29 protein-coding genes and 1 rRNA gene are annotated in these 18,664 nt (G+C 49.4%); 28 read left to right on the top strand and 2 right to left on the bottom strand.

Translation table 11 applies throughout. The features are described 5' to 3' along the window. The first annotated feature begins 2 nt into the window (after positions 1–2). The 24 genes from DEP07_RS04645 (at position 3) to DEP07_RS04530 (ending at position 15,020) form a co-directional block, all read left to right on the top strand. Positions 3–188: a type Z 30S ribosomal protein S14 gene (locus DEP07_RS04645; protein WP_005828830.1), complete on the top strand. Its 186-nt coding sequence runs from the start codon at positions 3–5 to the stop codon at positions 186–188. 27 nt (positions 189–215) lie between these two features. Next, positions 216–614 (top strand): 30S ribosomal protein S8, encoded by a 399-nt coding sequence (gene rpsH / locus DEP07_RS04640; protein ID WP_047074701.1) that lies wholly within the window; start codon positions 216–218, stop codon positions 612–614. Positions 615–649: 35 nt separating this feature from the next. Then, complete coding sequence (gene rplF, locus DEP07_RS04635; protein ID WP_063231102.1) at positions 650–1,186, top strand: 50S ribosomal protein L6; 537 nt, start codon at positions 650–652, stop codon at positions 1,184–1,186. A 32-nt stretch (positions 1,187–1,218) separates the two neighbouring features. After that, complete coding sequence (rplR, locus tag DEP07_RS04630) at positions 1,219–1,581, top strand: 50S ribosomal protein L18 (RefSeq protein ID WP_063231101.1); 363 nt, start codon at positions 1,219–1,221, stop codon at positions 1,579–1,581. 18 nt (positions 1,582–1,599) lie between these two features. Further along, on the top strand, positions 1,600–2,097 hold the full coding sequence (rpsE, locus tag DEP07_RS04625) for a 30S ribosomal protein S5 (RefSeq protein WP_047074695.1): 498 nt from the start codon (positions 1,600–1,602) through the stop codon (positions 2,095–2,097). Positions 2,098–2,113: 16 nt separating this feature from the next. Beyond that, positions 2,114–2,299 carry a 50S ribosomal protein L30 gene (rpmD, locus tag DEP07_RS04620; RefSeq protein WP_007716270.1) on the top strand — a complete coding sequence of 62 codons (186 nt, stop codon included), beginning with the start codon at positions 2,114–2,116 and terminating at the stop codon, positions 2,297–2,299. A 33-nt stretch (positions 2,300–2,332) separates the two neighbouring features. Then, the gene (gene rplO, locus DEP07_RS04615) at positions 2,333–2,773 is read left to right on the top strand and encodes a 50S ribosomal protein L15 (RefSeq protein ID WP_007716272.1); all 441 of its coding nucleotides are present in this window, start codon (positions 2,333–2,335) and stop codon (positions 2,771–2,773) included. Continuing rightward, the gene (gene secY / locus DEP07_RS04610; RefSeq protein ID WP_122966799.1) at positions 2,773–4,068 is read left to right on the top strand and encodes a preprotein translocase subunit SecY; all 1,296 of its coding nucleotides are present in this window, start codon (positions 2,773–2,775) and stop codon (positions 4,066–4,068) included. The genes rplO and secY overlap by 1 nt, the downstream gene beginning before the upstream one ends. A 61-nt stretch (positions 4,069–4,129) precedes the next feature. Next, entirely contained in the window at positions 4,130–4,774 is a 645-nt protein-coding gene (locus DEP07_RS04605; protein WP_063231099.1) for an adenylate kinase, read from the top strand. Positions 4,775–4,781: 7 nt separating this feature from the next. Further along, a complete protein-coding gene (gene map, locus DEP07_RS04600; RefSeq protein ID WP_005828809.1) occupies positions 4,782–5,528 on the top strand; it encodes a type I methionyl aminopeptidase in 747 nt (248 codons plus the stop codon). 117 nt (positions 5,529–5,645) lie between these two features. Further along, complete coding sequence (infA, locus tag DEP07_RS04595; RefSeq protein WP_003333772.1) at positions 5,646–5,864, top strand: translation initiation factor IF-1; 219 nt, start codon at positions 5,646–5,648, stop codon at positions 5,862–5,864. Positions 5,865–5,898: 34 nt separating this feature from the next. Continuing rightward, positions 5,899–6,012 carry a 50S ribosomal protein L36 gene (gene rpmJ / locus DEP07_RS04590; RefSeq protein ID WP_003333770.1) on the top strand — a complete coding sequence of 38 codons (114 nt, stop codon included), beginning with the start codon at positions 5,899–5,901 and terminating at the stop codon, positions 6,010–6,012. Positions 6,013–6,033: 21 nt separating this feature from the next. After that, positions 6,034–6,402, top strand: a complete 369-nt coding sequence (gene rpsM / locus DEP07_RS04585) for a 30S ribosomal protein S13 (protein WP_063231098.1) — start codon at positions 6,034–6,036, stop codon at positions 6,400–6,402. Positions 6,403–6,418: 16 nt separating this feature from the next. Then, entirely contained in the window at positions 6,419–6,820 is a 402-nt protein-coding gene (rpsK, locus tag DEP07_RS04580) for a 30S ribosomal protein S11 (RefSeq protein ID WP_005828803.1), read from the top strand. A gap of 156 nt (positions 6,821–6,976) precedes the next feature. Beyond that, positions 6,977–7,921 carry a DNA-directed RNA polymerase subunit alpha gene (locus DEP07_RS04575; protein WP_005828801.1) on the top strand — a complete coding sequence of 315 codons (945 nt, stop codon included), beginning with the start codon at positions 6,977–6,979 and terminating at the stop codon, positions 7,919–7,921. A gap of 127 nt (positions 7,922–8,048) precedes the next feature. After that, complete coding sequence (gene rplQ, locus DEP07_RS04570) at positions 8,049–8,408, top strand: 50S ribosomal protein L17 (RefSeq protein ID WP_063231097.1); 360 nt, start codon at positions 8,049–8,051, stop codon at positions 8,406–8,408. A gap of 181 nt (positions 8,409–8,589) precedes the next feature. Then, positions 8,590–9,441, top strand: a complete 852-nt coding sequence (locus tag DEP07_RS04565; RefSeq protein ID WP_122966798.1) for an energy-coupling factor transporter ATPase — start codon at positions 8,590–8,592, stop codon at positions 9,439–9,441. Further along, positions 9,417–10,289 carry an energy-coupling factor transporter ATPase gene (locus tag DEP07_RS04560; protein WP_173599893.1) on the top strand — a complete coding sequence of 291 codons (873 nt, stop codon included), beginning with the start codon at positions 9,417–9,419 and terminating at the stop codon, positions 10,287–10,289. The genes DEP07_RS04565 and DEP07_RS04560 overlap by 25 nt, the downstream gene beginning before the upstream one ends. A 2-nt stretch (positions 10,290–10,291) precedes the next feature. Then, complete coding sequence (locus DEP07_RS04555; RefSeq protein ID WP_122966796.1) at positions 10,292–11,089, top strand: energy-coupling factor transporter transmembrane component T family protein; 798 nt, start codon at positions 10,292–10,294, stop codon at positions 11,087–11,089. Beyond that, the gene (gene truA, locus DEP07_RS04550) at positions 11,086–11,820 is read left to right on the top strand and encodes a tRNA pseudouridine(38-40) synthase TruA (protein ID WP_173599894.1); all 735 of its coding nucleotides are present in this window, start codon (positions 11,086–11,088) and stop codon (positions 11,818–11,820) included. The genes DEP07_RS04555 and truA overlap by 4 nt, the downstream gene beginning before the upstream one ends. A gap of 252 nt (positions 11,821–12,072) precedes the next feature. Next, positions 12,073–12,510 carry a 50S ribosomal protein L13 gene (gene rplM / locus DEP07_RS04545; RefSeq protein WP_005828789.1) on the top strand — a complete coding sequence of 146 codons (438 nt, stop codon included), beginning with the start codon at positions 12,073–12,075 and terminating at the stop codon, positions 12,508–12,510. A 20-nt stretch (positions 12,511–12,530) separates the two neighbouring features. Next, positions 12,531–12,923 carry a 30S ribosomal protein S9 gene (gene rpsI / locus DEP07_RS04540; protein ID WP_005828788.1) on the top strand — a complete coding sequence of 131 codons (393 nt, stop codon included), beginning with the start codon at positions 12,531–12,533 and terminating at the stop codon, positions 12,921–12,923. 165 nt (positions 12,924–13,088) lie between these two features. Next, on the top strand, positions 13,089–13,805 hold the full coding sequence (gene cwlD / locus DEP07_RS04535) for an N-acetylmuramoyl-L-alanine amidase CwlD (protein WP_267901874.1): 717 nt from the start codon (positions 13,089–13,091) through the stop codon (positions 13,803–13,805). 111 nt (positions 13,806–13,916) lie between these two features. After that, positions 13,917–15,020, top strand: a complete 1,104-nt coding sequence (locus DEP07_RS04530) for a P-loop NTPase (RefSeq protein WP_122966794.1) — start codon at positions 13,917–13,919, stop codon at positions 15,018–15,020. 54 nt (positions 15,021–15,074) lie between these two features. On the opposite strand, the gene gerD is transcribed toward DEP07_RS04530, so the two are convergent. Further along, complete coding sequence (gerD, locus tag DEP07_RS04525) at positions 15,075–15,707, bottom strand: spore germination lipoprotein GerD (RefSeq protein WP_122966793.1); 633 nt, start codon at positions 15,705–15,707, stop codon at positions 15,075–15,077. A gap of 125 nt (positions 15,708–15,832) precedes the next feature. On the opposite strand from gerD, the gene DEP07_RS04520 reads away from it, so the two are divergent. Further along, the gene (locus DEP07_RS04520) at positions 15,833–16,420 is read left to right on the top strand and encodes a KinB-signaling pathway activation protein (protein WP_122966792.1); all 588 of its coding nucleotides are present in this window, start codon (positions 15,833–15,835) and stop codon (positions 16,418–16,420) included. A gap of 53 nt (positions 16,421–16,473) precedes the next feature. Here the strand turns inward: DEP07_RS04520 and pdaB are convergent, their stop codons facing one another. Beyond that, positions 16,474–17,244 carry a polysaccharide deacetylase family sporulation protein PdaB gene (gene pdaB / locus DEP07_RS04515; protein WP_122966791.1) on the bottom strand — a complete coding sequence of 257 codons (771 nt, stop codon included), beginning with the start codon at positions 17,242–17,244 and terminating at the stop codon, positions 16,474–16,476. 126 nt (positions 17,245–17,370) lie between these two features. On the opposite strand from pdaB, the gene DEP07_RS04510 reads away from it, so the two are divergent. The 3 genes from DEP07_RS04510 to DEP07_RS04500 form a co-directional block, all read left to right on the top strand. Continuing rightward, complete coding sequence (locus DEP07_RS04510) at positions 17,371–18,024, top strand: stage II sporulation protein M (RefSeq protein ID WP_217023405.1); 654 nt, start codon at positions 17,371–17,373, stop codon at positions 18,022–18,024. A gap of 114 nt (positions 18,025–18,138) precedes the next feature. After that, complete coding sequence (locus DEP07_RS04505) at positions 18,139–18,372, top strand: hypothetical protein (protein WP_007787097.1); 234 nt, start codon at positions 18,139–18,141, stop codon at positions 18,370–18,372. Between the two features lie 195 nt (positions 18,373–18,567). Continuing rightward, positions 18,568–18,664: ribosomal RNA gene (locus DEP07_RS04500) — 16S ribosomal RNA — on the top strand; the annotation flags it as partial.

The raw sequence follows: 18,664 nt of genomic DNA, 5'->3' as shown, positions 1-18,664 counted from the left end.
ATGTGGCAAAGAAATCTATGATCATCAAGCAACAGCGGCAGCCGAAGTTTGCAGTACGCGCGTACACTCGTTGCGAGCGTTGCGGACGTCCTCACTCCGTATTGCGCAAATTCAAACTCTGCCGTATTTGCTTCCGTGAACTTGCTTATAAAGGTCAAATTCCAGGCGTGAAAAAAGCAAGCTGGTAATTTGAAACGGGAAGGAGGTTTTCTCTCATGGTTATGACTGATCCAATCGCAGATATGTTGACACGTATTCGTAACGCCAACATGGTTCGCCACGAGAAAGTGGAAATCCCGGCGTCCACCATCAAGAAGGAAATCGCGCGCATTCTGAAAGAAGAAGGCTTCATCCGCGATGCGGAGTTTGTTGAAGACAACAAACAAGGAATCATCCGCGTATTCCTGAAATATGGTGCGAACAACGAGCGCGTCATCACAGGTCTGAAACGTATCTCCAAACCAGGACTTCGTGTTTATGCAAAAAACAATGAAGTACCTAAGGTTTTGGGTGGCCTCGGTTGCGCGATCATCTCTACATCCACTGGCGTTATGACTGACAAGCAAGCTCGTCAAGCTCATGTTGGTGGAGAAGTTCTTGCATACGTTTGGTAATCAACAGAATGTAAAAAGCACAGGAGGTGCACCACATGTCTCGTGTCGGTAGAAAACCGATCGTGGTACCTGCAGGCGTTACCCTCACTCTGAACGGAACTGAGCTGACGGTAAAGGGCCCTAAGGGTCAACTCGTTCGTAACTTCCATGAAGATATTAAAATCAACATCGCTGAAAACGAAGTAGTAGTAGAGCGTCCAAGCGATAACAAACTTCACCGTTCCCTGCACGGTACAACTCGTGCGCTTGTTGCCAACATGGTAAAAGGCGTATCCGAAGGCTTCACTCGTACCTTGGAACTGGTCGGTGTAGGTTACCGTGCTGCCAAAACTGGCAACGGCGTTACTCTTTCTCTTGGTTTCTCCCACCCAGTGGAAGTTACTCCAGAAGCGGGTATCGAAATCGATGTACCAAACCAAACCACTCTGGTGGTTAAAGGCATCAACAAAGAGCGCGTAGGTCAAGTTGCTGCTGAAATTCGTTCGCTGCGTAAACCTGAGCCTTACAAAGGTAAAGGTATTAAGTACAGTGATGAAGTGGTTCGTCGTAAAGAAGGTAAAAAAGGTAAATAAGCTTCTAGCTTCATGAGAAAGGAGGCCGCTTAATGTTTACGAAAGCTGATAAAAACAAAGCTCGGAAAAAACGTCACCTGCGTATCCGCAAACGTGTGATTGGTACTGCCATTCGCCCACGTCTGAACGTATTCCGTTCTTCTAAGCACATCTACGCTCAACTGATTGATGATGCAACTGGCGTAACACTGGCATCTGCATCTTCTTTGGATAAAGAGCTGGGCCTGAAAAATGGCGCTAACGTGGAAGCTGCTACAGCTGTTGGCACACTGATCGCTAAGCGTGCACAAGAAAAAGGTGCGACTGAAGTGATTTTTGACCGCGGTGGTTACATCTATCATGGACGTATTAAAGCACTGGCAGAAGCAGCTCGTGAAGCTGGTCTGCAATTCTAACAACAAGGAGGGTAAGGAATGCGTATCGACCCTAGCAAATTAGAGCTCGAAGAAAAAGTAGTCGCTGTTAACCGCGTAGCTAAAACGGTTAAAGGTGGACGTCGTATGAGCTTCAGCGCCCTGGTTGTTGTGGGAGACCGTAACGGCCACGTAGGTGCTGGTATGGGTAAAGCTCAAGAAGTTCCAGACGCCATTCGCAAAGCGATTGACGACGCTAAGAAAAAATTGATCCGTGTACCGATGAGAGGAACAACTGTTCCACACGAAGTTATGTGCCAATTCGGTGCTGGTAAAGTTCTCATCAAACCTGCTGCCCCTGGTACAGGTGTTATCGCCGGCGGACCTGTTCGTGCCGTACTCGAACTGGCTGGTGTAGGCGATATCTTGAGTAAGTCTCTTGGTTCCAACAATCCTATCAACATGGTCAACGCTACGCTGGAAGGCCTTGGTCGCCTGAAAACAGCGGAAGATGTCGCGAAATTGCGCGGTAAGACTGTTGACGAGTTGTTGGGTTAATAAGGAGGGAATGAACATGGCAAAATTGCAAATCACCCTCAAACGTAGCCTGATCGGTCGCACTGTAGACCAACAAGATACTGTAAAAGCTCTTGGTCTTCGCAAAATCAACTCCACTGTAGTGAAGGAAGACAACGCTGCAATTCGTGGAATGGTTTTCAAAGTGAAGCACTTGGTTGAAGTGAAAGAAGTAGAAGCATAATTGAACATCTCAATCAGTTAGGAGGTGCAACGTATGAAATTGCATGAACTGCAACCTGCAGAAGGATCCCGTCACACTCGTAAGCGCATCGGTCGCGGTATCGGTAGCGGTACTGGCAAAACTGCTGGTAAAGGTCACAAAGGTCAAAACGCTCGTTCCGGTGGCGGTGTACGCCCAGGTTTCGAGGGTGGTCAAAACCCATTGTACCGTCGTCTGCCTAAGCGTGGTTTCACTAACATCAGCCGCAAAGAATTTGCGATTGTTAGCCTGGACGCGCTGAACCGTTTCGAAGAGGGTACTGTAGTAACGCCTGAACTGTTGAAAGAAACAGGTGTTATCAGCGCGCTGCGCGACGGTGTTAAGGTTCTTGCTAACGGTGAACTGACTGTGAAGCTGACCGTTAAAGCTCACAAGTTCTCCGGAGCTGCTGCTGAGAAGATCGCTCAAGTCGGTGGAACAACCGAGGTGATCTAATGTTAGCGTCCTTAACTAACATTTTTAAGATTGGCGACTTACGTCGTAAGATCCTTTTTACTCTCATGATGTTGGTCGTCTTCCGGATCGGAAGCTTTGTACCCGTTCCTAACGTAAACGTCGAGCTGTTTCAGCAGAACACAAACCACTTGTTGGGCTTGTTGAACACCTTCTCTGGTGGAGCACTGCAAAACTTCTCGATTTTTGCCATGGGTATCATGCCATACATTACGGCCTCGATTATCATGCAGCTGATGTCGATGGATGTAGTGCCTAAGCTGACGCAATGGGCACGCGAAGGGGAAGTTGGCCGTCGCAAGATTGCTACTGTTACCCGTTACGCTACGATCATCCTCGGCTTGATTCAGTCTGTTGGTATGACGATCGGTTTTAATAATATGGCGCCTGGCTTGCTCAAGGACACTTCCGTTGGCAGCTATGCACTCATTGCGTTGACACTGACGGCTGGGACCGCATTCATGATGTGGATGGGGGAACAGATTACGGAAAAGGGTATCGGTAACGGGATTTCGATCCTGATCGTTGCTGGTATCGTCGCGAACATTCCACACGGAATCACGACGATTTACACTACGCAATTCGCTGACCCTTCTCAAAACGTATTCTTCAGCATCGTCAAAGTTGTGATCATTCTGCTGGTGATCCTCGCTATTATCGTCGGGGTTATCTTTATGCAGCAAGGGATTCGTAAAATTCCAGTGCAATACGCGAAGCGAGTGGTTGGACGTAAAATGTACGGTGGTCAATCCACACACATTCCACTGAAAATCAACTCTGCGGGTGTTATTCCTGTAATCTTTGCGGTCTCGCTCGTACTGTTCCCTTCGACAATCGCACAGTTCTGGGTGGATTCATCCGGTACAGGGTTCGCCAACTGGATCTATCGCAACTTCCAAGTCAATGAACCGTTGGGAATGACGTTGTACGCTATCTTGATTCTCGGGTTCACCTATTTCTACACATTTGTTCAGATCAATCCTGTGCAAATGGCAGAGAACATGAGAAAAAATGGCGGTTACATTCCTGGTATCCGACCCGGTAAAAACACTGAGGTTTACATTACTCGTACACTAAACCGCCTTACATTGGCTGGCGCTTTGTTCTTGATGGCAATTGCTATCTTGCCATTCTTCTTCAGTAAGCTGGCTAACTTGCCGCAGCAGATTTACATCGGCGGCACTTCGCTCTTGATTGTGATCGGGGTAGCCCTTGATACAATGAAGCAGATCGAAAGCCAGATGATCAAACGCCATTACCAAGGGTTTATCAAGTAATGACTTAGATGTTTACAGAAAAGCCTCTGTAGCTTTTCTTTATGGGACGGAGGGAATGGACGTGAATATAATTCTGATGGGGCTGCCTGGTGCCGGTAAAGGAACACAGGCAGAACGTATCGTAAAAGAGTTTGATATCCCGCACATTTCGACTGGCGACATGTTCCGGGCTGCGGTTAAAAACGAAACGCCGCTCGGACTGCAAGCCAAATCCTTTATGGATAAAGGTTTGCTTGTTCCCGATGAAGTAGTCATCGGAATTGTGCGGGAGCGCCTCTCGATGGAAGACTGCGCAAAGGGTTTCCTGTTGGATGGATTTCCGCGCACAGTTCCACAGGCGGAAGCGTTGACAGCTACCGTAAAAGAGCTGGGACGCGAAATTGATCATGTGATTAATATCAACGTTCATCGCGAGCAATTGATTGAACGTCTGACCGGTCGCTGGATCTGCCCTGTATGTGGAGCTAGCTATCACACGATGTTCAATCCTCCAAAAGAGGCTGGCGTGTGTGACAAAGATGGTGGTAAGCTGTATCAGCGTGAAGATGACAAGATCGAAGTGGTAACACAACGTCTTGACGTCAACATCGCGCAGACTCAGCCACTCATCGACTACTACTCCGCACAGGAACTCCTGCGAGATATCAATGGGGAACAAGATATCCAGGTAGTGTTTGCGGAAATTAAGTCATTGCTAAGAGGGTAATTGCCGAATGATTATCCTGAAGTCGAAAGCAGAACTTGAGGTTATGCGCGAAGCTGGTCGTATCGTCGCACTCACCCATCAAGAACTGGCCAAGGCAATTAAGCCTGGTGTCACGACAAAGCAGCTAGACGAAATTGCCGAGACATTTATTCGCAGCATGGGAGCAGTTCCATCATTTAAAGGCTACGGTGGCTTTCCAGGTAGTATCTGTGCTTCAGTCAATGAAGAACTCGTACACGGGATCCCAGGGAAACGGGCGTTGCAAGAGGGAGACATCATCAGTATCGACATCGGTGCTCAGTTCCAAGGGTACCATGGAGACTCCGCTTGGACGTATCCGGTCGGCAAGATTTCAGCAGAGAATGAAAAGCTGTTGCGGGTAACGGAAGAATCGCTCTTCAAGGGGCTTGAAAAAGCTGTTCCTGGTGGACGATTGTCTGATATCTCACATGCGATTCAAGTTCATGCAGAAGCTGCCGGCTTCACACTCGTCCGCGAGTATGTGGGGCATGGGATTGGGCAAAACTTGCACGAAGATCCGCAGGTTCCTAACTACGGTCCTCCTGATCGGGGGCCGAGGTTAAAACCAGGCATGGTGTTGGCAATTGAGCCAATGGTAAATGCCGGCGAACGTTATGTCCGCACATTGGAGGACAATTGGACGGTAGTAACATTGGATCGGAAAACATGTGCTCATTTTGAACACACCATCGCGATTACGGAAGATGGCTATGAGATTTTTACACGAACATAAAGCGGGAGTTCCGAGTGATTCGGGATTGTCGTCCAACGTGTCGACGATAAGTTCGTTGTGTGATCATTTCGCAAAACTCATGGTCCGACTGAAGAGCAGAAGAAAGGAGAGTTTACCATGGCAAAAGATGATGTAATTGAGGTAGAAGGCACAGTAATTGAGCCTTTGCCGAATGCTATGTTTCGAGTAGAATTGGAGAATGGACACAAAGTCCTTGCTCACGTGTCCGGAAAAATCCGCATGCACTTTATCCGTATCCTGCCGGGGGATAAAGTAACTGTTGAACTGTCGCCGTACGACTTGACCCGCGGACGTATTACGTACCGCTATAAATAGTAAGCAAAACCCCTAGAAAAGGGAGGCAAGAACCATGAAAGTGAGACCTTCGGTTAAACCGATCTGCGAGAAATGCAAGGTTATCCGTCGTAAAGGTAACGTAATGGTTATTTGTGAAAATCCTAAGCATAAGCAAAAACAAGGGTAAACAAGGAGGTGCTTCTGACACATGGCACGTATTGCAGGCGTAGACTTGCCGCGCGAAAAACGCGTTGAAGTTGCTCTTACCTACATTTTTGGTATTGGCCGCCCCACGTCTAAAAAAATTCTGTCTGCCACTGGCGTAGACGTGAACACTCGTGTTCGCGATCTGACAGAAGATGAAGTTAGCAAACTGCGTGAGTACATCGACAAAACCGTTAAGGTGGAAGGCGATCTCCGTCGTGAGATTTCCCTGAACATCAAACGTTTGATGGAAATCGGATGCTTCCGTGGAATCCGTCACCGTCGTGGACTGCCAGTTCGTGGTCAACGCTCTAAAACAAATGCTCGTACACGTAAAGGTCCACGTCGTACGGTAGCAAACAAGAAGAAGTAAAGGAGGGTAAACTGACATGGCGAAAAGAAAACAGGCTACAGCAACTCGTACCCGTCGTCGTGATCGTAAAAATGTTGAAGTCGGCGTAGCACATATCCGCTCTACTTTCAACAACACGATCGTAACCATTACAGATCCACACGGTAACGCGATCTCTTGGTCCAGCGCTGGTTCCCTCGGCTTCAAAGGCTCCCGTAAAAGCACTCCATTTGCTGCACAAATGGCTGCTGAAGCGGCTGCACGTGTTGCTATGGAACATGGCATGCGTTCCCTTGAAGTATCGGTAAAAGGCCCAGGTGCTGGTCGTGAAGCAGCGATCCGTTCCCTGCAAGCAACTGGTCTTGAAGTGAACATGATTAAAGACGTGACGCCAATTCCGCACAACGGTTGCCGTCCACCAAAACGTCGCCGCGTGTAACTGGTTTATATTGTTCAGAACATGTCCATACTAGAATGGTAAATTCTGATTTATAGCTTGTCATGCACGCAAACGGTAAACCGCCGGGGAAATTCCTGAGTGGGCACGTATGCGGCCCACCCAAGGATTTCGACGTTTTGAAGGAGGGTTTGTTTAATGATAGAAATAGAAAAACCAAAAATCGAGGTTGTGGAAGTAAGCGACGACAACTCGTATGGGAAATTTGTTGTAGAACCTCTGGAGCGCGGATACGGAACTACCCTTGGCAACTCGCTGAGACGAATTCTTCTTTCGTCCTTGCCAGGCGCGGCAGTTCGTACTGTTCAAATCGATGGGGTTCTTCACGAGTTCTCGACAGTGGAAGGCGTCGTTGAAGATGTAACCGAGATCATCCTGAACATCAAAGGCTTGGCGCTGAAGATCCATTCCGATGAAGAAAAAGTAATCGAGATCGATGCAGAAGGCGAAGGCGTTGTCAAAGCGGGAGATATCCGTGCTGACAGTGATGTGGAGGTCTTAAACCCTGATCTTCATATTGCAACGTTGGCCAATGGCGGTCGTCTGCATATCCGCATGACAGCTGGACGTGGTCGTGGTTATGTTCAATCAGATGGAAACAAATCCGAGGATCTGCCTATTGGTGTGATTCCGATTGATTCGATCTACACGCCGATCAAGCGCGTTAACTATCAAGTGGAAAATACCCGCGTAGGGCAAATGACCAACTATGATAAGTTGACACTTGAGGTTTGGACAAACGGCAGTATCAGTCCGGAAGAAGCCGTAAGTCTCGGCGCCAAAATCATGACGGAGCACTTGAACCTGTTTGTCGGTCTGACCGATGAGGCGAAAGATGCTGAAATCATGGTTGAAAAAGAGGAAGACAAAAAGGAAAAAGTCTTGGAGATGACTATCGAAGAGCTGGACCTTTCTGTTCGTTCCTACAACTGCTTGAAGCGTGCCGGTATCAACACCGTGCAAGAGCTGACGCAGAAGACCGAAGAGGACATGATGAAAGTGCGCAACTTGGGTCGCAAATCTCTGGAAGAAGTGCAGGAAAAGCTGGCTGAGCTGGGACTTTCCCTGCGTAGCGACGACTAGAGTAGCAATTCCAAAAGGCAAGCTTTTGTTCTCTCAAGTCAGTCCCTTTAGGGGGATTACAGATCTGGCTTCCCGACAGTAGAGGTTTCTACGTAGTGTTGCCAGCTTGAAAAGGGAGGTAAAGACAATGGCATACCGTAAATTGGGTCGTCGTAGTTCAGCTCGTAAAGCGTTGTTCCGCGACTTGGTAACTGACCTGATCATCAACGAGCGTATCGAAACTACAGAGATGAAGGCGAAAGAACTGCGCCCAATCGCTGAGAAAATGATCACGCTCGCGAAACGCGGCGATCTGCATGCTCGTCGTCAAGTGGCTGCTTACGTTCGTAAAGAAGTTGCGAACGCAGAAGGTCGCGATGCTGTACAAAAACTGTTCGATGAAATCGCGCCACGCTTCAAAGAGCGCAACGGTGGATACACTCGTATCCTGAAAGCCGGCCCTCGCCGCGGCGACGCTGCTCCAATGGCGTACATCGAATTTGTTTAATAGTGGATAGAAATTGGTCGTTTGACATTGGGAGCGAGACACAACCTCGGCACCGGTGGTAATTGACCGTGAAAAGGGTGGGGGCAGATCTGGTCATAGGCTGGACTCTGATTCAACCCTTTTTTTCTTTCTGTCTGGAGAAATCCTGCTGGTCTGTTGAAGGCTGGGGAGGAAACACCTCATGAATGAAGAGAGCCTGCTGGCACTGCAAGATGTTTCGTATTCCTACGATGGAGAGAATGGCAGTCACGTTCTTGTATTGAAGGATGTCGATCTGACCATTCAAAAAGGTTCCTTTGTGTCCGTACTGGGCCATAACGGTTCCGGCAAGTCTACGATGGCGAAGCTGATGAACGCCTTATTGCTTCCTGAAGGCGGGAGGGTGCTTGTCGCTGGCATGGATACTGCCAAGGGAGAGATGGTCTGGGAGATACGCCGTCATGTAGGCATGGTCTTCCAAAACCCTGACAATCAGATTGTCGGGGCTACCGTGGAGGATGATGTCGCCTTCGGGCTTGAAAACATGGGGGTTGATCCCGAGCAGATGCGGCAGCGTATTGATGAGGCATTGGCTTCGGTAGGGATGGAGGCGTACTTGCTGGCACAGCCGCACCGCTTGTCAGGGGGACAAAAGCAGCGCGTGGCGATTGCCGGAATCATGGCAATGCGGCCATCGGTCATCATTTTGGATGAAGCGACAGCTATGCTGGACCCCCAGGGCAGACAGGAAGTGCTGCAACTGGTGAAGACCTTGAATCGTGACGAAGGGATTACCATCATCAATATTACGCATTTCCCGGATGAAGCGATCTACTCAGACCGGGTCGTCGTGATGAATGCCGGAGAAGTTCTGATGGAAGGAACGCCTGAAGAGGTGTTTAATCAGGTCGAGCGTTTGAAGAAAGTCGGACTGGATGTTCCATTCGCTGTCCGGATTCGGCATGTGCTGGCTTCCAAAGGAATTGATCTCCCGTTTGTACTGCACCAAGAGGAGCTGGTGGAGCACGTATGCAGATTACTTTTGACCAGGTAAGCCATGTTTACGGAAAAGGAACACCGTTTGAGCGTATAGCCTTGCACGACATCTCGTTTACGATTCCATCGGGGGCTTTTGTAGGGATTATCGGGCAAACAGGCTCCGGCAAGTCGACATTGATCCAGCATTTGAACGGCTTGCTTTTGCCAAGCGCCGGGAAAATAACCTTGGGTGACACGGTAATCACCGCGAAGCAGCGATTGCCGCATGAGCAAAGGCGGGATATCGGTCTTGTTTTCCAGTACCCGGAACATCAATTGTTTGAGGAAACGGTAGCGAAGGATGTTGCCTTTGGGCCTTCAAACTTTGAATTGCCGGAAGCGATGGTGGATGCCAGGGTGCGGGAAGCTCTTGAGATCGTTGGTCTGGATTACGAAAAAGTCAAGGATCGCTCCCCGTTTCACATGAGCGGAGGGCAAATGCGGCGTGTAGCGCTGGCGGGTGTTCTGGCCATGCAGCCGAAAGTTCTCGTTTTGGACGAGCCGACAGCCGGTTTGGACCCAGAAGGGCGCAATTTGATCCTCGAAGCGATCTACCGCATTCATCAGGAGCAGAAGCTGACGACGCTCCTGGTCACTCACAGCATGGAAGAGGCGGCGAGGTATGCCGACTATATGCTCGTGCTGGCGCAGGGAAAAGTGGCTTTGCAGGGCAAGCCGGATGAAGTCTTCATGCAGGCAGAACGACTCCGCGAGCTGGCTATGGATGTGCCTGAGACGGTTGCGTTTGTGTCGAGGCTGAACCAGATGCTGCCGGACAAGGAAGGTCTGCCGAACTCCGTCTATCGGGAAGAAGAGTTGATTGCCCATCTGCTGGAACGTCTTTCCGTACCAAAGGAGGGCTAGGCATGCTGCAAAATATAGCCATTGGTCAATACGTACCTGGGCATTCCTTTTTACATCGCGCTGATCCGCGAAGCAAACTGCTCTTTATTATTCTTTTTGCCACGTTAGTCTTTTTGGCTAACAATGCGTTAACGTACGCAGTATTGATCGCTTTTACGCTGTATGCCGGACTGCTGTCCAGGCTCTCGCTTGGCTATATTCTGAAAAGCTTGAAGCCTGTCTGGATACTGATCGTGTTCACCATCGTCCTGCACATTTTCATGACCAAAGGCGGTACCGTCTACTTCCAGTGGGGCTGGTTTACTGTGGAGGAACGCGGGGTGCAGCAAGCAATCTTCATTTCCTTCCGTCTTGGGTTGCTGGTGATCATCAGCTCTTTGCTGACGCTGACCACCTCGCCCATCGATTTGACGGAGGGGCTTGAACGTCTGCTTGGCCCATTTGCCCGGATTGGCGTCCCTGTGCACGATATTGCCCTGATGATGTCGATTGCGATCCGTTTCATACCTACCTTGATGGAAGAGACGGACAAAATCATCAAGGCGCAGACTGCCAGAGGAGCCAACTTTACGAGTGGCAGCCTGATAAAACGCGCGCAGAATCTGATTCCGATTGCGATTCCGCTGTTCGTCAGCGCGTTTCGCCGGGCAGAGGATCTTGCTCTCGCTATGGAAGCCAGAGGATATCGCGGAGGTGTCGGACGGACCCGGTTGCACAAGCTTGCCTTTTCCTGGCGAGATGCAGGAATGGCCGTTGCAGGCGTCTTGCTGGCGATTACGATTGGATGGTGGCGAGCATGAGACGGCTGCGCTGTGTTTTAGGATACGACGGAACAGACTTCAGCGGCTTTCAGGTGCAGCCAGACCAGGTGACGGTGCAAGGGGAGATTGAAGCGGCGTTGACGAGAATTACGGGGGAATCGATCCAGATTCACGGTTCAGGACGAACGGATGCAGGCGTGCATGCACGCGGCCAGGTGATTCATTTTGATACGGACAGTCATATTCCTTTGGATAAATGGCGATTCGTGCTGAATAACCAGTTGCCTGATGCTATCGTGATCCGCTCTGTGGAAGAGGTGGCAGAGTCCTTTCACGCCCGTTTTGACGTGCAGGTGAAGGAGTATCGGTATTGCATCGACAACAACCCTGCGCCGGATGTGTTTCGTCATCGCTATGCGGATCATATTCGTTTTCCGCTGGACGTTGCGGCCATGCAGCAAGCTGCCTGTCATTTGGTAGGAGAACATGACTTTACGTCATTTTGCTCAGCCAAAACGTTTGTCGAGGACAAGGTCCGCACGATTTACAGCCTGACAGTAGAGCGCAGCGGCGGCGAAGTATGGGTAACGTGCCGGGGCAATGGCTTTTTGTACAACATGGTGCGCATTATTGTGGGCACCTTGGTGGAAGTCGGGCAGGGCAAACGCCATCCCGATGAACTCAAAAAGATTCTTGCCGCACGCGATCGGGAAATGGCAGGGAAGACAGCGCCAGCCAAAGGTTTGACGATGTGGGAAGTCGTCTATTAACAGACAGATTTCCAACTATTAGACCAAGTGGAGGCACTTGACTACGAGACTGCGATGTAGTACGATATTCCTTGGTATTTTAACCCCGCCTAGCCCCACTCTAGCCCCGGGATTGAAAGACAAGATCGTGATTAATGGAACACCTGGAAGAGTTGCTCACCCGTAACAGCAATTATCTTCCATTGCAAGTTTCGGTTGTTTTGGTTATAAGTAGATGGACATGTAAAGGTAAGATATTTAGGAGGGACAAAAATGCGTACCACATATATGGCGAAACCGCTCGAAGTTGAGCGCAAATGGTACATCGTTGACGCAGAAGGCCAAACGCTGGGCCGTCTGGCAAGCGAAGTAGCTTCTATCCTGCGCGGCAAATTGAAACCTGAATTCACTCCTCACGTTGACGCTGGCGATTTCGTAATCGTAATCAACGCTGACAAAGTGAAACTGACAGGTAACAAGCTGCAAGACAAAATTTACTACACTCACTCCCTGTATCCAGGTGGTTTGAAAAAGACTACTGCTGGCGACATGCTGAACAAAAAACCAGCTCGTATGTTCGAACTGGCGGTAAAAGGTATGCTGCCTAAAAACAGCTTGGGACGTCAAATGTTCACTAAGCTGAAAGTTTACGCTGGTACTGAGCATCCACATGCAGCACAAAAACCAGAAGTTTGGCAAATTCGCGGTTAAGGTAAAGGGAGGAAATATACGTGGCACAAGTACAATACTACGGTACAGGTCGTCGTAAGCACTCCGTAGCACGTGTTCGCCTGGTTCCAGGTGAAGGTCGCATCGTGATCAACAAACGTGAAATGGATACTTACTTTGGTTTGGAAACACTGAAATTGATCGTAAAACAACCACTCGTTCTGACTGAGACTCTTGGTCGTTACGATGTACTGGTTAACGTAAACGGCGGCGGAACAACTGGCCAAGCTGGTGCAATCCGTCACGGCGTTGCTCGCGCTCTGCTGAAAGCAGATCCAGAACTGCGCGGCGCTCTGAAACGCGCTGGCTTCCTGACTCGCGACCCACGCATGAAAGAACGTAAAAAATACGGCTTGAAAGCTGCTCGTCGCGCACCTCAGTTCTCCAAACGTTAATTTTTGTTTGGCAAGGCTCTCGAACCTTTTTGGTTCGGGAGCTTTTTTGCATTTTGTCCCAGCGCATGATCAGCCTTTTGGTTCCAGGCTACTGACCTACGGAATATTTGTCCATGTTTGTCCATATGATGAAACGAGAGAATGGGACAAAGGGGACGATACGCCGTGACACGAAAAGGGGTAGGCTGGATACTGGCTTTCGCTTTACTGGTGGTGTTGTTCACCTACGAATCGCCGGACCGTTCGTCGTGGACGGCATGGTCATTGCCGTTGACCGGAACCGTTATTGCCATCGACCCGGGACACGGGGGCAAAGATGGCGGGGCTACGTCCAGTTCAGGCGATGTGGTGGAAAAAGAGGTGACGCTGGCAATCAGTATGTACTTGCGCGATTTTCTCCAGCAGTCAGGTGCATTTGTCATCATGACAAGGGAGGAAGACAAGGATCTCGCTTCACCGGAAGCTGATCGGGCCAAAAAAAGAAAGTCGGAAGATATCCGCAACCGGGTGAAACTGGTGAACGACAGCTCTCCCGATTTTCTGGTCAGCATCCATGTAAATTCGATTCCTTCGCCCAAGTGGTCGGGTGCGCAAACTTTTTACTCGCCGACTTTCAAAAAAAGCGGAGAGGTATCGTACCTGATTCAGGATGAGATCAAACGGGTGCTGGGCAATACCGATCGTGTTCCAAGCAAGACGAACAACGTGTTTTTGATTCGCGAGGTAAACTGCCCCGCTGTATTGGTCGAGGTTGGGTTTGTCAGCAATACGGAAGAGGCAAAACGGCTACAGAGCACGGAGTACCAAAAAGCTATGGCGAATGCGATTTACCAGGGGATTTTGCGGCAGTATTCCGGAGAAAAAGCGCCAATTGCACCTTGAGCGGGCGGCGACTGTGTGCCGCTCGTCTGAATGTGCTATAATGAACGCGCAAACTACCTTGTAAGAACGGTATGAAATCAATTGCCAAGACTATAGATGAGGTGAACAAGCATGTTGACCAGAGAACAAATTTTGGAAGCGCTGCGCGATGTAAAAGACCCTGAGATCAATCGCAGCCTGGTCGAGTTGAACATGATCAGAGACATACGTGTTGAAGGCGCTACAGTTAGCCTGACAGTCGTATTGACGATCTCCGGCTGTCCTCTCAAGGCCAAGATCGAAGACGACGTCATAGGGGCTGTTAAAGCGCTTGGAGCGGAGGAAGTACGTGTCCAGTTTGGCTCGATGACGGACGAGGAGCGTGCGGCTCTCAGCGCCCAGCTCCGCAATACTCAGGGAGGTCAAACCCACAACATGACGCCGGGACAAGCACCTCTGCTCAATCCGATTTTGGCCAAGGATTCGAACACGACCTTCATCGCGATTACTTCCGGTAAAGGCGGAGTTGGAAAATCGACAGTGACGGTCAACCTGGCAGTCGCGCTTGCCCGCCTGGGGAACAAAGTCGGGATTATCGACGCTGACATCTACGGCTTCAGCGTGCCTGACATGATGAACATCGACCAGCGCCCAACCGTTATCGGAGAAACAATCCTTCCGGTAGAAAAGCAAAACGTGAAGGTCATGTCCATGGGCTTCTTCGTAGAGGACAACTCGCCGATCATTTGGCGTGGGCCGATGCTTGGCAAAATGCTGCGCAACTTCTTTACGGAAGTTCACTGGGGCGAAGAGCTGGACTACTTGCTGCTGGACTTGCCGCCAGGAACGGGTGACATGGCTTTGGATGTGCACACGATGATTCCGCAGAGCATGGAGATCGTTGTGACGACCCCACACGCTACGGCAGCCTTTGTAGCGGCGCGTGCCGGTGCGATGGCAAAGCGGACGGGACACGAGATTCTTGGCATCGTGGAGAACATGGCGTGGTACGAGGCGAAAGATGGTTCCAAAGAATACGTATTTGGACGCGGTGGCGGAGCGAAGCTGGCGGAGACACTGACTACCGAGCTGTTGGCGCAAATTCCGCTGGGACAACCTGAGAATCATCCGTCCGAACCAGATTACTCTCCATCTGTTTATCGCGAGGATAGCGCAATCGGGCAGCTGTATATGGATATGGCGAAACGCGTTATGGCAAAATGTGAACAGCAGTAAGCACAAAAGACAGGAAAAAGGTGGGCCCGCCCTTCGGGAGCTCACCTTTTTTTGTTAGGAAGAGGAGTCGCCAGAATCTCCACCGCTATCCCCGCCGCTTTTGCCTTTTTTCTTCGGTTTCAGTTCTTTCGGCTTGGTCATGTCTTCGGAGACTTTGGTCATTAGCTTCATCAACTCGGCTTGAAACAGCGGGCTTTGCAAAGACTCCTTCATGACCTGCATCGTTTGTTGGCGGTAAGCTGCGCTTTTCATCAAGTCCATGAGGTTTTTTTCGAACTCAGGGTCTTTCATTACGCTGATAAGCTGCTTTTGGTACTCGGGGTCTTTCATCAAGTCCTTCATCAAAGTTTTTTGCTCATCCTTCATCGATTTGGCCAAGGTGCTGGCGAATTTCGGATCTTTGAAGGCCTCCTTGATGTGGGGGCTGTTCGGATTGGTCATGCTTTGTATCAATGTGGTCCGAACAGTGGACTCGTCAATCATCAGGTTTTGCTTGAACTTCTCATCTTTCATCATTTTGCCAACAGATTGTTTGGCTTCGTCAGTCTGCAATATGTCCAGCACCATGTCTTTGACACTCTTATAATCAGGCTGAGACGAACTTTGCGCTTGTCCGCCGCTTGAGCAACTGGAAAGGACCAGACAGACAAATGCGGATAGCCAAAAAGACAATGCCTTCTTTCTCATGGGGTGGACACCTCCTTCTTTACTCTGCCTAAGAGTAACGTGCGCATTTTGTTTTGTTCTTACGCTAGTATTTTCTTGTATCCATTGGTACAATCATATTCGATGTGGAATGGAGGGAATGTTTGGTGAGTTTGCGAAAGTATGGCTGGCTCTTTGTCACCACGTTGCTCTTGGGTGGATTGGGCGGAGTCCTGGTCGCCTTTATTTTTGACTTGGACAAGCTGTTGGAAGGCAGCGCGGGCAACTTTTTTGTCGGCACGCTGATGTATCTTTTGTACGGGATGACCATTAGCATTGTGGCCCAAATGGGTTTTTTCGCCTATATGACGATTAATTATTTTGCCAAAACGATTTTCAAAACGCCGTCCATGTGGAAGAGCGTTCAAGTGTTTTTGATCCTCTTTGTCTTTTTTGATATGATTTACCTCCGTTACACGTCGCTTGGCGAAGGAAAAGGAATCGGGACATACTTTATTGAGCCGATCCTGCTCTTGATCGTTGCTTTGGCTACCGCTTACGGAAAAGTGAAGCTGACGAACAGAACGGCATGGATTCCCACGATGTTTTTCATGTTTGTGGTGACGTCACTGGAATGGATTCCGGCCTTGAAGGAAGACAACGTGCATGCGACCTTGTCCATGCTGGTTCCGTTGCTTTTTTGCAACGTATGGCAAGTGATGCATCTGCACCGCCTGGTAAAAAGAGAAAGCTGACCTCATCGGACATGAGTCAGCTTTTTTGCTTTTTGTAGGGAGTAGTCTGGCAATCAGTTGATTTCTTTACTCTGGATATTGGTGCCGGCGATCAGTTCGGACACCGTGACAAATTCGTATCCTTGCTTGCGCAGCTGGTCAATGATGATAGGGAGGGCAAGGTGTGTTTCCTTGGCCGAGTCACTGGCGTGCAGCAGGACGATATCGCCCGGGTGTGCTTTTGACAGGACGTTTTGAACAATGACATCCTTTTTCGGCTCGATCCAGTCTTTGGAGTCTGTATCCCATTGAACGACCGTGTAACCCAAACGGTTGGCGATTTCCAGAACCCGTTTATCAAAATCACCGTTTGGCATGCGCAAAAGCGTCGGTTTTTTCCCCGTCATCTCGGTCAGGATGGAATCGGCTTTGGTAATTTGCGTGCGAATTTCCTCGTCTGTATATTTGCTGTAGTTGTCGTGTTTATGACCGTGCGAGCCAATTTCCAGCCCGTCCTCCTTGATTCTCTTGACGATTTCCGGGTGGCGCTGACTCCAGGGGGAGGAGAGAAACAGAGTTGCTTTGTTCACATTTTTTTCTTTTAACACGTCGAGGATGGGGAGTGCGCGTGTTTCGCCCCAGCTGATGTCAAAGGTGAGGGCAATTTTTTTGTCTTTGGTATCCACCTTGTAGATGGCTTGGGGGCCTTGCTTATTGCCATTGCTGGAAAAAGCCGCAATCGTATCGCGCTCGGCATAGCCGATGCCCGCGGTTAGCAAAATGGCCGCAGCGATAATGAGAATTTGCTTCAAGCGCTGAGCGCTCACGACGTAAATAAATTTCATCGTTAGGCACCTCCTTTGTCCGATAACAGTTTATGCAGGGGAGACAAGGATATTCTTTGGCCTCGTGGCTATAGTTGAGGTACAATGCATATAGTGAAAGTAAGAGGCAGTAAAGGAGCGTGGCTCATGAAGAAAAAACTGCAGCGTCTGTGGTTTGATAACAAACGGTTTTTCTTGGCCGCTTGTCTTATTTTTCTCGGGGGCGGTTTAATTGGCTACTTCCAGGCTCCTGCGGTGGAAACCGTGGTACAGAGCTTGATGGGACAATTGAAAGAAATAGCGGAGCGAATCAAAGAGAGCGGCGGGGGAGTGCTGGCTACGTTTTGGATGATTTTTTCCAACAATGTGCTCAGCTCCTTGATGATGATGGCTCTCGGGTTGTTTTTTGCATTCTTTCCCATAATTGGGATGCTGGCGAATGGCGTGCTGCTCGGATTCATCATCGCGAAGTACAGTGCTGCCGGAGTTGATCCATGGGTGATTTTTAGCGCGGGAATTTTGCCGCACGGGATATTTGAACTGCCGGCTGTGCTGTTTGCTGCTGGTATCGGGATCAGGCTCGGTTTGCTCAGCTTGCGCTCTGTCGGTTTGCTGTTTGCGCCGCATAATGGGGAACGGGTGAAAAATGATTGGTATGACACCCTCAAGCAATTTCCAGTTGCCGTGTTGACTGTAATTGTCGCGCTCTTTATCGCAGCGGTCGTCGAGAGCTCGATTACGCCACTGATCCTCAAGGCAACACTCGGGGAGCAGCTGCAGCAATTAAACTTGCTGAAATAATTCTGATTTGCCAAGAAATTGAAGCCTTCCTAAACGGGAGGCTTTTTAATTTGAATAGGGTTGAATTGTGATGGAAAGGATAGAGGAGAGACTCGTAAGGCGGAGGCGATATCGTTGTTAGGGTTTTTGTTTAATGCCAAAGAAGTGCAAGAACTAGAGTATTTGCTGAAGCGGGAGCTGGAAGAAATGCTGCTCGACTTTAGCGACAAACGAATCGATTATTTGGTGAAGCGTGCTATGGAAGAGAGGTACTCCATCATGTTTCGCATGTACGCGAGAATAGCCTCTCCCAATGAGCTTTCCAAGTATGTGAGACGCAGAAAACTGGGGGAAGAACATTTCACCTGAAAACTTTTTTGAAAAACCTATTGACTCTTGTATAGTGGCCATGATAGATTAGTTCTTGTCCTTGAGACGCCATCACGAAAAACGATGAACACTCAACGGATTCACAACAAGTAATTGCTCCTTGAAAACTGAACAGCGAAAGCGTTGATGAGTCTATCATTAAATGATTTGCCAGCTTTGAACCAGCAACAAACTTTATTGGAGAGTTTGATCCTGGCTCAGGACGAACGCTGGCGGCGTGCCTAATACATGCAAGTCGAGCGAGGGTCTTCGGACCCTAGCGGCGGACGGG

It is taken from the genome of Brevibacillus sp. (assembly GCF_003521185.1).
Classification (GTDB): domain Bacteria; phylum Bacillota; class Bacilli; order Brevibacillales; family Brevibacillaceae; genus Brevibacillus; species Brevibacillus parabrevis.
The sequence above is the reverse complement of the archived record's forward strand: the minus strand, read 5'-3'. Positions and strand labels throughout refer to the sequence as shown.